The sequence below is a fragment of the Streptomyces parvus genome (assembly GCF_032121415.1).
GTDB lineage: Bacteria > Actinomycetota > Actinomycetes > Streptomycetales > Streptomycetaceae > Streptomyces > Streptomyces globisporus_A.
The window spans coordinates 2,455,420-2,467,473 of sequence record NZ_CP135079.1; the positions used below are offsets into that span (position 1 = coordinate 2,455,420).

A 12,054-nucleotide genomic window follows, 5' to 3' on the forward strand; every position below is an offset into this window, starting at 1 on the left:
CGGCCCGAAGGAACCGGCCCGCGATACGACAACCGGGCCACCTTACCGGGGGCCGGGTCGTGAACCCGTACGAACGGGCCGTGGTTCGGGCCCGTTGAGACCCTCTTCACAGGTACGGCTACCGGGTCAACCCCTGTTCCGCGGTACCCCTACTCCTCCCGTACGAGGACCCTCGTCGCCACCCACACGCCCACCAGCGCCACCCCCGCCATCGGCAGGAACACGGCCGCGAAAGCGCCCGGGTGCGAGCCCGAGGCGCCGGTTTGCACCGCCCCGTGCGCGGCCGCGCCGACCGCCCCGCCGCCCAGCGCCGCGAAGGCCCCGCCGCCGGATGCCAGGAGCAGCACGTTGGAGAGACCGTCGGAGATCTGGAGGGCGGCGGAGTTGGAGCCCGCCTCCTCGGGGGCCGACAGCTTCAGGAGCAGAACACTGGTTGAGGCGATCACCATGCCCATCCCGAAGCAGCCGAAGGCCCAGGCGACGGCGACGATCCAGACGGGGACCCCGTCGATCAGCACGGAGGGCGCGACGGCGATCGAGGCGGCGACGAGCAGCATGCCGGTCACCATCAGCCGCTCGCGGTGCGCCTCCATGCGCGGCCGGGACTGGACGAACGAACCGAGCGCCCAGGTCGCCCCGCCCACGGCCAGCGACAGCCCGGCCATCGTCGGGGACAGTCCGCGCTGGGTGACCAGCATCAGCGGTACGAAGGACTCGGCGGCGATGAACGACCCGGCGGCGATCCCACGCAGCAGGACCACGGAGGGCAGCCCGCGCGCGGCCCGTACGGTCCCGGTGGGCAGCAGTCCGCGGACGGCGGGCACGAGCAGGGCGACACCGACGGCTGCGGGCAGGAGGGCGAGCCAGTTCAGCTCCTGCCCCGCGTACTGGAGCAGCCCCGCCCCGGCCGAGATCCCGAGGGCGAGCCGGATGCGACGGCGGTCGTACGGCTCGGTGGCGGCGGCCGGGTCGGCGGGCCCGGAGGCCGTGCGCCGGATCGCCGGGAGGGCCAGGGCGAGCGGGATCACGATGAGGACGGGGATGCCGACGAAGACCCAGCGCCACCCGAGCTGCTCGGTCACCGTCCCGGAGGCGAGCGGTCCGACGACGGAGGGGATCACCCAGCTCGCGGCGAAGGCGGCCAGGATCGCGGGCCGGATGTGCTCGGGGTAGGCCCGCCCGATGACGACGTACAGCGCGACGATCACCAGCCCGCCGCCGAGGCCCTGGACGGCCCGGCCGGCGATGAAGACCCACATGCCCGTGGCCGCCCCGGAGAGCAGCAGCCCGACGCCGAACGCGGTGATCCCGGTGGCGAGCGGCTGGAGCGGCCCGCGCCGGTCGGCCCACTGCCCGGAGAGGACCATGGCGAAGAGGCTGGTGGTGAAGTACGCGGAGAAGGCGAACGCGTAGAGGGGGATCCCGTTCAGCTCGCGGGCGGCGACCGGCATCGCGGTGCCGACCGCCGTGGCCTCGAACGCGATGAGGAACACCACGGACACGATCCCGATGCTCAGCGCCCGGTAGGTGCGCCCGAGGACCCCTTCGACGGCCTCGGCGGGAAGATCGGACAGCGGGTCCGGGGAGGGGGCGTCGGTCGCGGGCGGCGCGAGGCGTGCGGCATCGGTGCCGTCACGGGGTTCGAGGGCGGTCATGAGGCCAGCGTAAGGGGCATGGACCGGTTTGAACCCTGTCGATTTACGGTCCCGGGCTCGGCCCTTGGTCGTAGGTCCAGGGCCCGGATATCCGCCCTGCCCTCCGACCCGGATATGAACGGCGTATGGCAGTCGCGTTGCACCGCGGCCGGATTCCTTGAGGCGGGGGGCGGGGGCCCGTAACGTCGAGGACAGAACAGCGGACAGCACCACACCCCCGACCGTGTGCCCGAGAGGCTCAGGGGCTCGACTGCAACTCGAGTTACACCGGTTCGAATCCGGTCACGGTCTCCAGAACGCGGAAGTGGCCGCCCTCACGGCAGGGGGCGGCCACTTCGTTTTCCCCGAGCGCGATGGCCGGTGCCCGGACGGTCAGCCGGTCTTCAGGGCTTTCATCACCGCGCGCGTGTCGCTGATCAGATCGGTCCGGTGGGCGAGCATCTCAGGCCGGTCCACCCCGTCGGGCAGACCGTCCCTTTCTTGTCGATGTCCGGAGGAGACATCCAGGAGGACAGGGTGAGCGTCACGACGGCACCGCCTTCCATCACCCGCACGCTCATCGATCCGTCTTCCATGACCAGCAGATACGCCAGGTCCCCGAGGTCCGGTACGCGCTCCACCCGGTCCACTCCCGAACCGTCGATCTCCGTCAGCGTGCTGCTCGCCTCGAACTCGGGGCGCGGGTCGGTCTCCTTGTGCAGCTCGGCCGTGAGGGACGCGTGACAGCCGGTGACCCAGCCCGAGTCCTCCTCGCCGCCCGGCGTCCTGAGCACTGCCACCGGGAAGTTGACGGTGCAGCTGATGCGGTGGAGGGCGGGATGCTCGATCCCGTCCATTTCGGTGGCCGGCTCGGAAGCCGGCGTGCCCAGCGCTCCGGTGAGCTCCTCCAGCTCCATCGCCGCGCAGGAGTCGGACTCCACGCGGTAGCCTCGCGGATCCGGCTTTCCGTCGCCGCCGACCCCGTAACCGAAGACCGCCGCAGCCCACACCGCCGAGGCCGTCAGCGCCCCGACGAGACCCCAGAGCGCCCCGTGCCACCGCCGCCGGCCGGCCGCAGCCCCTTGCCGCGGATCGAACCCGCTCACCACGTCCGGGGACGGGCCCGGCCCGTCCTCCCCCACCGACTCCGGCTCGGAGATCACACCGGGCACCTCCCCTGGTCAACGGCCACGGTACCGGGCGGGTTTCCAGCTCACGTGGCGGCAGAGAGCGCGGAGGGAATGACGGGAGGCGTCACGCACCCCATCTCATCCGTGACCGATCGGGTGATTCCGCGCGTTCATCGCCTCCCGAACATCCGGAGAGAAGGCCGCTGATGACCAGCACCGCGGTGGCCGTCAACCGGCCCGTCCTCTGCGACATCATCATCAGGGGTCTGCCTCTGCTCGGCGGCTGACCGGTGGAAGCTCCCGCAGCTCCGGCCCGCACCGTCGAGAACGCCTCGCCCGGGCGGCCGGATCACGCGGGGTCCAGTGAGGGCCGCGTCTCCAGCCCTCCGTCATTCTCGCAGCCCAGTTCCTTCGCCATGGCCAGGGCGAAGGAATGAGCCACTGTCGCGTAGGCGTCCTTCAGCTTCTCCGGGTCTCCCTCGGGATCCTTGGGCGACCAGCGCTCCACGCCGATGTCAATGTGAGCCGGCAGGGAGCCGGACAACTTCCCACTCCGGCAGGCGAACTGGACGGCACCGGCGTCCGCGGCGGTCAGGGCACGCTCCCCCATCCGGAGCACCGTGAACTTCGACGCAGGTTCACCCTTCGGCGGGCCGCCGGTCAGCTCCCAGGTCACCTCCAGTCGATCACTCAGGGCTGCGTCGTTCGCGAACACCTGGCAGATGTCCCCGTCTCCGGTGATGGACGAAGTGAACTCCTGCATCAACGACTTCGCCGCATCCGCGACGGTGGACTCCTCGTCCGACTCCTCGAACCGGGAGGCCCCCGTAATTGTCTTCAACGATTCGGCCGCCGCGGCGGAGACAGCAGTGCCACCGCAGAGCCGAGTCCCCGCGACGAACTTGTCGTCGCCCTTCGGGGCTTCGTCCCCTCCACTGCAGCCGACAGCTCCGAAAGCCATCGAGCCGACCACGGTTGCGGCGACGAGTCCATCGCGTACAGCCCCGAGGCTGATCACCATCTGCATCCTTCTATCTTTTCGCCCGCCACCGTTCTCAGCCGGTCTCCGAGTCATTGCCCTGCTGGTCCTCGCGATCGTTACCGGTGGAATAGCCGACCCTCATGGATTCCTTGAGGTCCTGCCCGAATTCACTTCTGACACTCACTCCGTGCTCACGCATGAACTCCTCCATAGGCGACTCCGCCAGGCTCTCACCAGCGGAATACACCTTTTTCCTCTCTTCCTCGTTGAGGTCTTCGACCTTCTCTTTGTGCTCGTCCACCGAGTTGTCGGAAACGTCACCGATCACCTGTCCGATGACTTGCTCCATAGCACCACTGGCCGTGTCAGTGGCCACGGGAATGAGGACGGCGGCGGTGCCTACGGCCGCCGTGGCGGGCAGGAAGGCCACCTCGTGGTCCCGGATGTTGATGAGGTCGTCCTTGGCCTTCTTGAAGGCCGCGTACCCCTCTTCGAGCAGCGTCCTCACGCCCTTGGCCTCGGCGGCGGCGTCCGCGAACTCCTTGACGGTCTTGCCGACGAACGCCTTGGTGACCCCCGCGTTGAGGCCTTCCCAGCTCGCCTTGTCCGCCTTCGCCTTCATTCCGTCCGACGCGTGATCGGCGAGCTTGTCCAGCTTTGCCGTCATTTCCGACCAGTCGTCGGCCGCCGCCTTCAGCTTCCCCAGAGGGGCTTCGACGATGTCCTCGTAACTCAGCATGTGCGCGCTCCCCCGAGCCCTACTTCATGTATTCCGACAGCTTGGAGACCGACGTCAGATCTCCACCGATCTTCACGTCGCCCTTCGCATGCTGCGCCTTGGTGTAATCCAGGTGATTCGAAATGTGTGCGCAGGAATCCAGCAGCGTCGGCGCACCGGCACCACCGCCGCCCTCGACCGGAGCACTGTTGATCTGCATGGCACTTCGCCGAGCCGCAGCCGAACGCAGTTCGGCCCATTCCTTCTCGAATGTCACGAATTCCCTCAGGTCTCACCCGTGCGGATAGCCTTCGCGGCAACGGTACGGTCATGGGCAGAGCACGGAGGAGTGCGATCCGGGCTTCTTGTCGGCCACGAATTCCGGCGAAGAGACGCGCAGCGGTGATATGTCCGTAGCCGTCTTCCTGTTCCTCATTGCCGCGGCACTTCTCGTCGTCGCCTCGGCGGGCTCACCGGCCGTACCCGGCGGCCCCGGCTGAGGACGGCGGATCCGACCTCCGGGCCCCCGTCGACGACGGTCCCCGCTGAGCGCTGAACGCCCGAGCGGGACCGTCGCCGCGGTACGCCCTCAGCCTTGAGGAGCGGCGGGCGTCTCAGGCCTTCGGGGCGGTCGCCACCGCTGCCTGCGGCCTGATCGGCAGGCGGTTCACCGGACGGCCTGTTGCCGAGCGGACCGCTGAGGCCACCGCGGCCGGGGCCGTGACGACCGGGACGGCCGACGCGGGCTTCGCGCCGAAGGGGGCCACCACGTCGCGTTCCTCGACCAGTTTGACGATGCGGATGTCCGGGGCGTCCAGTGCCGTCGGGAGCGCGTAGCCCGTCAGGTCGGGGTGGCGGATGAGGCCCTTCGCGGTGCGGAGGTTCTCCGTGAGGGCCGCGCCGATGCCCTGGGTGATGCCTGCCTCGATGCGGATGGCCAGCTGGGCCGGGTTCAGGACGCGGCCCACGTCCTGGGCGACCGCCATCTCGACCACTCGGACCGAGCCGAGCTCGATGTCGACGTCGACCACCGCCCGTACCGCGCAGAAGGCGAGACCGACGAACGCGTCGCCCTGGCCCGCCTCGTCCAGCGGTTCCGTGGGGTGGGGGCGGCACTGGGCGGTGGCCCAGAGTTCCTTGCCGTCCATGGCCTCCGTGACGGTGGTGGAGAGCACCCCGTCGTACGAGGTGATCTTGCCGTCGGCGATCTGGAGCAGTTCGGTGGACATGCCGAACTTGTGGGCCAGCGGCTGGAGGAGCTGGGTGCGGACCATCTTCGCCGCGCGTTCCACCGCCCCGCCCGACACCCAGGTGTGGCGGCCGTGCGTGGCCGGGCCCGCGGGGGGCTGGTCGGTGTCGACCGCCGCTACGTGGACCTCTTCGACGCCCAGGGTCTCCTGGACGATCTGGCGGGCGAGCGTCGTGAAGCCCTGGCCCGTCTCCACCGCCGCGCAGATGACCGTGGCCACCCCGTCGTGGACCCGGACCGTGGCCGTGGAGACCTCGTCCGTGCCCTCGGCGCCGAGCATGTGGACCATGCCCAGGCCGTAGCCCACGCCCCGGCGCACCGCCCCCGGCTCCCCCGCGCCCTCGGGGCCGCCCGGCAGCAGCCAGTCGTCCTCCGGGGCGTCCTTGGGGAGGGCGGGGAGGGGGAAGTCGCGGACCGCGCGGAGCAGTTCGGCCACCGGGGCCGGGCAGGTCACCGTCTGGCCGGTGGGCAGGATGTCGCCGGTGGACAGCGTGTTGCGCAGGCGCAGCTCGGCCGGGTCGATGCCCAGCTTCGCGGCCAGCTTGTCCATCTGGCCCTCGTACGCCGCGCAGACCTGCATCGCGCCCTCGCCGCGTACGTGGCCCGAGGGCGGGTTGTTCGTGCGGACCGCCCAGCCCTCGATGAAGGCGTGCGGGACGACGTACGGGCCGCAGGCGAACGCCACGGCGGCGGCCAGGGATTCGGAGGAGGCGTCGGCGTACGCGCCCGCGTCCAGGAGGATCTGGGCCTCCACCTTGACCAGCCGGCCCTCCGCGTCCGCGTGGTGGCGGTAGCGCAGGAGGGTGGGGTGGCGGTGGGTGTGGCCGAGGAAGGACTCCTCGCGGCTCGCGGCCAGCTTCACCGGGCAGCCGGTGCGCAGCGCCAGCAGGCCCAGCGGGATCTGGAAGCCCGGGTCCTCGCGGTCGCCGGTCGCTCCCGGCACCCCGGTCACGACGACCTTGACCCGGTCCGGCTCCAGGCCGAAGCAGGCCGCGATCAGATCGCGGTCGGTGTGCGGGTCGGTGGAGGCGGTGTAGATCTCGACGCCGCCGTCGGGCCTCGGCACGGCGAGGCCCGCCTCGGCGCCGATCGGGGCCGGGTCCTGGCGGCCGATGCGGTACAGGCCCTCCACCACGACCTCGCCCGTCGCCTCCGCGTCGCCGTAGCGCAGCGGGATGTGCCGGATCAGGTTGCCGTCGGGGTGCAGGGGCTCCGCCGCGAACGCCTTCTCCGGGTCCGTGACCGGCTCCAGCACCTCGTACCGTACGGCGATGGCGGCGGCGGCCAGCCGAGCCGTGTCCGGATGGTCCGCGGCCACCGCGGCGATCGCCTCGCCGTGGTGGCGGACCAGGTCGGAGGCGAACACCGGGCGGTCCACCACGTGGCGGCCGTAGTTGCTCTCCCCCGGCACGTCCTCGTGCGTGACGACCGCCCGCACCCCGGGCATCTCCTCGGCGCCCGAGGTGTCGATGGACAGGATCCGCGCGTGCGGGTGCGGGGAGCGCAGCACGGCCGCCCACAGCAGTCCCTCGGCCCAGAGGTCGGCGGCGTACGGGAAGGTGCCCTCGGTCTTCGCCCGGGCGTCGGCGGCGGGGAGCGACGACCCGAGGCCCATCCGGGGCTGCTCCAGGTCCTGGTCCGGGCCGCCGCCGGATCCGCCGCTCAGCGCGTCGATCCTGGGCAGACTGGTGCTGGTCGCGTTGGCCGCGTCGCTGCTCACGCCGCCTCCTTGTCGATCACGTGGTGCTGCCGGTTTCGCGTGTGCCGCTCCGGCACGGCGGGGCCGCGGGCGTGCCTCACAGCGCCTCTCCCTCGTGCGGGTGGGGGCCCTGCTGCACGCCGCCGGCGCCCGGCTCGGCCTGGTGCGGGATGCGCGCCTCGTCCGTGGCCGCCTCGGCGTTCGCCTCGCGCGCCGCGACGACGTCCGCCACCGCGTCGAGGACGCCCCGGTAGCCGGAACAGCGGCAGAGGTTGCCGCAGAGCGCCTGGCGGGTCTCCAGCTCGCTGGGGGCGTGGTTGCCCTCCAGCAGGTCGTGGACGGTCATCGCCATGCCGGGGATGCAGAAGCCGCACTGGACGGCTCCGCAGGCGGACAGGGCGCGCTGGACGTCGGACGGTTCGCCGTCGACGGCCAGGCCCTCGACCGTCCGCACCTCGCTGCCCGCCGCCGTGGCCGCGGGGACCAGGCAGGAGGCGACCAGCCGGCCGTCGACCTGGACGTTGCACGCCCCGCACTCGCCCTGCGAGCAGCCGTCCTTGGCCCCGGCCAGACCGAGGCGCTCGCGGAGCACGTAGAGCAGGGACTCGCCGATCCAGGCGTCGCTGACCGGGCGGTCCACGCCGTTCACATGGAGCAGGTAGGACGCGGCGGGGTGCTCGCTCGGTACGTCGGGGAGGGCGGGGGCCTCGTCGGTGGCGGCGGGCGTGCCATCCGCGGGGGCCGTGGAGCCGGCGGTTTCGGTCGCGGTGAGGCCGGTGTCTGCGACAGCCTCCGCCTCCGCTCCCGCGTTCGGTTCCGCTTCCCCTTCCCCTTCCGGGAGCGGCTCCGCTCCGCCCCCCTCGGATGCGTTCTCTTCGGCTTCCGGCTCGGCTTCGGGCACCGCGGCCGGGGACACCGCCACCGGTTCCCGCTCCTCGGGCTCCTCCGCCACCGGTACCGGAGCGGCCTCCGGTACCGGTGCGGCCTCCGGTTCCGGTGCGGCCGGGGTCGCCCAGGGGGCGGGCGCGCCGCCGGGCAGCGTGGCCGGGCGGGCGCTGTCCGCGTACCACTGCGGGGTGTGCGCCGACGCCAGGAACTCGCCCGATTCGTCCGGGAGATCCCCGTCCGCGACCGGGATCGTCCACTGACCCGTGTGGCCCGTGTGTGCGGTGTGACCCGTGTGGGCCGAAGCGTCTGCCTCCCCGGCCGCCTGGGCCGCCTCCGGGGCCGTCGACTCCGGGGCCCGTGCCGGCTCGCCCAGAGCCTCGGTGAAGTTCCACTGGGCCGTGGCGTGCGAGGTGTCCTGGTAGGGGCCCTGGTAACCGCCCTGTCGGTTCGGGTCGGGCCAGTGGATCGCCCCGGTCTCCCGGGCGGCGGCCTCGTGCGCGGCGGCAGCCTCCTGGGCGCGCTGCTCCGCCTGCGCCTGCTGGGTCTGCGTCTGGATCACCCAACTGCCCGTCGCCGCCGGGTCCAGGCCGGCGGCCGGGGTCAGCGGAACGATCATCGGCGGTACGTACCCGTGGCCGGGGGCGGCCAGCGGGATGTTCGCCAGGTCCTCCGGCGACAGGTGGACGAACGCGGTGGCGTCGGCCGCGGTGGCGTCGGCGTCGAAGCCGTCGCCCTGCGGGGTCGGCTCCCAGCCGCCGTACCGCGGGTCCGGGCCCTCGGAATACCCCCCCTGCCCGTGCTGCTGGTGGGGGTTTTCCTCATTGCTCACGACAGTGCCCTCCCCAGCGCGCGTCGGGCGAGCGCGGCGACGGTGCGCCGCAGGTGCAGGACGGCCGGGGACAGCGGCGGGGCCTCTGACCCGTCGGCCGGTGGTGCGTGGTCCGGGATGCAGGCCGCGGCGACGTACTCGCCGAAGGCGGCCAGCGCGTCGGGGGCCAGGCCCCGCTCGCCGTCCCAGTCGATCAGCGAGGCGATCCACTGCTCAGCCTCCAGCGGGCGCAGCGGCATCGGGGCGATGGCGCCGACCGCGCAGCGCACGCCCCTGCGGGCCGGGTCCAGGACGATGGCGACCGAGGCGGTGGCGCGGCCGGGGCCGGTGCGGCCGGTGGCCTTCAGGAAGACCTGCGGGGCGTGCAGCAGCGGTACGCGGACGAAGCCGATCAGCTCTGCGGGCTCCAGCAGTTCGCGGCCCGCCAGCAGATGGGAGACGGGGATCTCGCGGCGGGCGCCCTCGGGGCCCGCGATGACGAGTTCGGCCTCCAGCGCGGCCAGCACCGGCAGGGCGTCGCCGGTGGGCGCGGAGGTGACGATGTTGCCGCCGAGCGTTCCGGCGTTGCGGATCTGGGGCGGGCCCGCGGCGCGGGCGGAGGCGGCGAGGGCGGGGATGAGGGCGGCGAAGTCCGGGCGTCCCATCCGGGCGTGGGTGAGTCCGGCGCCCAGGAGCGCGTGGCCGTCCTGGTAGTGCCAGCCGCGCAGCTCGCTGATCCGGCCGAGGCCGACCAGCCCCGAGGGGCGCAGCAGCCCCTTGTTGACGGCTGCCATCAGGTCCGTGCCCCCTGCAACCGGAACGGCTGCGGGCATGGCGCCGAGAGCCGCCACGGCCTCGTCCAACGAGGCCGGCAGCGTCACCGACTGCGTCGCCTGCGGTGCGTGCGTGGTCAACCCAGCTGCCCCTTCCCGGTCTCCCGGCTGTCTGGCCTGTTCCGCCGTACGGTACGTGTTCACAGCCCGGACGTGGCAACTCTGGCACATCTTCCGATCGGACCGGAGCGAGGGTCCGCGAAGGACGGTTCCGTCCCTGACCTGCGGGATGTTCCGGTTTCGCATGTCTTCGGCGGGGAAGGTGAATTGCCACTCTTCAGCGAGGCTTGTACGACTTACGCCCTTCGTTCCCTCGCTCCGTTCCGGGCCGGCGGCGGCACCGCACGCGCGTCGGCCGCAGCGGTCCCGGAGGACGGCTGCGGCCGACGGGGGCCGGGGCGCGGGGTCACACCACCGGAGGCTCCCCCTCCAGCGGGCGGCCGAGGATGCCGGGGCGCTGGTGGCGGGGGTAGGGGCCGCCCGGCGGGCGGTAGTCGACACCGAGGGCGTCGAGGCGGGCGTAGTGGGCCCGCATCCGGGCTTCGAAGGCGGCGAAGTCCCGGTCGGCCGGGGCGGGCAGGGTCGACCAGGCGACCTCGGCGAAGGCGGCGAGGCGCGGGAAGACCTGGTAGTCGACGCGGGCCCGGTTCTGCATGACCTCGGTCCACACGTTGGCCTGGGTGCCCAGGATGTGACGGGCCGCCTCCTCGCTCAGGCCCGGCGGGACGGGCTCGAAGCGGTAGACGTCCTCCAGGGTCCGTACGTATCCGATGGGCATCGGCTCGTGGGGGCCGCCGTCCTGACGGTGGTCCAGGTACACCTGCTGCTCGGGGCACATGACGACGTCGTGCCCGGCCTCGGCGGCCGCGATGCCGCCGCCGTAACCGCGCCAGGAGGAGACCGCGGCCCCTTCGGCGAGGCCGCCTTCGAGGATCTCGTCCCAGCCGATGAGGCGGCGGCCACGGGCGGTGAGCCAGGCGTCGAAGTGGCGGATGAACCAGGACTGGAGGCCGTCCTCGTCCTTCACGCCGAGTTCGGCGATCCGGGCCTGGGCGAGCGGGGACTCCTTCCACTGGTCCTTGGGGCACTCGTCGCCGCCCATGTGGACGAAGGGCGAGATCTCGGCGGGGAAGAGCTCCAGCACCTCCTCCAGGACGCCCTCGAAGAAGCGCAGGGTGGTGTCGGTGGGGGCGAGTACGTTCGGGTTGACGCCCCAGGTGTCCCAGACGGAGAGGGTGGTGGTGTCGATGACGTCGGTGTTGCCCAGCTCGGGGTAGGCGCTGATCGCGGCCTGCGAGTGGCCCGGGATGTCGATCTCGGGGACGACCCGGATGTGCCGCTCGGCGGCGTAGGCGACGATCTCGCGGATGTCGTCCTGGGTGTAGAAGCCGCCGTAGGGCGTCTCGTCCCACAGCTCGGAGGCCCGGTGGCCGTACTTGGTGCGCGAGCGCCAGGAGCCGACCTCGGTGAGGCGCGGGTAGCGCTTGATCTCGATGCGCCAGCCCTGGTCGTCGGTGAGGTGGAAGTGGAAGACGTTCAGCTTGTGGGCGGCCAGCAGGTCCAGGTAGCGCAGGACGTCGTCCTTGGGCAGGAAGTGCCGGGAGACGTCGAGCATCATTCCGCGCCAGCCGAAGCGGGGTTCGTCCTCGACGACGACCGGCGGGACCTCCCAGGTGCGGCCGGGGGCGAGGGGGGCGCGGCGGAAGGCGTCCGCGCCGAGGAGCTGACGGAGGGTCTGCGCGCCGCGGAAGACGCCTGCCGCGGTGCCGCCCGTGATGCGTACGGCGTTGGCCTCGACGGCCAGGCGGTATCCCTCGGGGGCGAGCGACTCGTCGAGCGCCAGCACGATGCCACGCCCGGTCGAGCCGGAGCCGTCGCCCGCGCCCGTGCCGGTGCCGTCGCCTTCGGGCAGGGGCAGTCCGGTGGGCGGGCCGAGGGTGGCGCGCAGCCAGCGGGCGACGCCCTCGGTGCCCGGTGCGGCGGTCAGCGGGGTCGTGTAGCCGAGCGGATACGGCCCGGCGGCGGCCGCGGTCAGGGTGCGCGGGGCCGGGACCAGGCCGAGGGCTGAGGTGTCCACGGCTCCCGCGGGGGCGGGATTCTGGGGGGTCATGAC

At 72.4% G+C, this 12,054-nt stretch carries 8 protein-coding genes, 1 tRNA gene and 1 pseudogene; 1 reads left to right on the plus strand and 9 read right to left on the minus strand.

Features of this window, described 5'->3' with window-relative positions; all coding sequences use genetic code 11:
• Positions 1-149 precede the first annotated feature (149 nt).
• Positions 150-1,655: an MFS transporter gene (locus RNL97_RS11970; protein ID WP_313750678.1), complete on the minus strand. Its 1,506-nt coding sequence runs from the start codon at positions 1,653-1,655 to the stop codon at positions 150-152.
• A gap of 219 nt (positions 1,656-1,874) precedes the next feature.
• Here RNL97_RS11970 and RNL97_RS11975 point away from each other — a divergent pair.
• Positions 1,875-1,949: transfer RNA gene (locus tag RNL97_RS11975), tRNA-Cys, on the plus strand.
• A gap of 122 nt (positions 1,950-2,071) precedes the next feature.
• Here the strand turns inward: RNL97_RS11975 and RNL97_RS11980 are convergent.
• The 8 genes and pseudogenes from RNL97_RS11980 to RNL97_RS12015 all read right to left on the minus strand — a co-directional run bounded on the left by RNL97_RS11980 (position 2,072) and on the right by RNL97_RS12015 (position 12,051).
• Positions 2,072-2,797, minus strand: coding sequence for a hypothetical protein (locus RNL97_RS11980; protein ID WP_243314126.1), 726 nt, complete (start codon positions 2,795-2,797; stop codon positions 2,072-2,074).
• A 316-nt stretch (positions 2,798-3,113) separates the two neighbouring features.
• Entirely contained in the window at positions 3,114-3,791 is a 678-nt protein-coding gene (locus tag RNL97_RS11985) for a hypothetical protein (protein ID WP_398866492.1), read from the minus strand.
• Positions 3,792-4,176: 385 nt separating this feature from the next.
• Positions 4,177-4,485 (minus strand): annotated as a pseudogene (locus RNL97_RS33095) (hypothetical protein); the annotation flags it as partial.
• Between the two features lie 19 nt (positions 4,486-4,504).
• The gene (locus RNL97_RS11995) at positions 4,505-4,741 is read right to left on the minus strand and encodes a hypothetical protein (RefSeq protein ID WP_313750680.1); all 237 of its coding nucleotides are present in this window, start codon (positions 4,739-4,741) and stop codon (positions 4,505-4,507) included.
• A 337-nt stretch (positions 4,742-5,078) separates the two neighbouring features.
• Positions 5,079-7,433 carry a xanthine dehydrogenase family protein molybdopterin-binding subunit gene (locus RNL97_RS12000; protein WP_313750681.1) on the minus strand — a complete coding sequence of 785 codons (2,355 nt, stop codon included), beginning with the start codon at positions 7,431-7,433 and terminating at the stop codon, positions 5,079-5,081.
• A 76-nt stretch (positions 7,434-7,509) separates the two neighbouring features.
• A complete protein-coding gene (locus tag RNL97_RS12005; RefSeq protein WP_313750682.1) occupies positions 7,510-9,129 on the minus strand; it encodes a (2Fe-2S)-binding protein in 1,620 nt (539 codons plus the stop codon).
• On the minus strand, positions 9,126-10,022 hold the full coding sequence (locus RNL97_RS12010) for an FAD binding domain-containing protein (RefSeq protein WP_030591853.1): 897 nt from the start codon (positions 10,020-10,022) through the stop codon (positions 9,126-9,128). Before RNL97_RS12010 ends, RNL97_RS12005 begins: the two co-directional genes overlap by 4 nt.
• A 325-nt stretch (positions 10,023-10,347) precedes the next feature.
• Positions 10,348-12,051 carry a beta-N-acetylhexosaminidase gene (locus RNL97_RS12015; RefSeq protein WP_243314129.1) on the minus strand — a complete coding sequence of 568 codons (1,704 nt, stop codon included), beginning with the start codon at positions 12,049-12,051 and terminating at the stop codon, positions 10,348-10,350.
• Between the last annotated feature and the right edge of the window lie 3 nt (positions 12,052-12,054).

Coding starts and splice junctions, on each gene's coding strand:
- RNL97_RS11985 (WP_398866492.1), bottom strand. CDS start 3,791: ATGCAGATGGTGATCAGCCTCGGGGCTGTACGCGATGGACTCGTCGCC.
- RNL97_RS11970 (WP_313750678.1), bottom strand. CDS start 1,655: ATGACCGCCCTCGAACCCCGTGACGGCACCGATGCCGCACGCCTCGCG.
- RNL97_RS12015 (WP_243314129.1), bottom strand. CDS start 12,051: ATGACCCCCCAGAATCCCGCCCCCGCGGGAGCCGTGGACACCTCAGCC.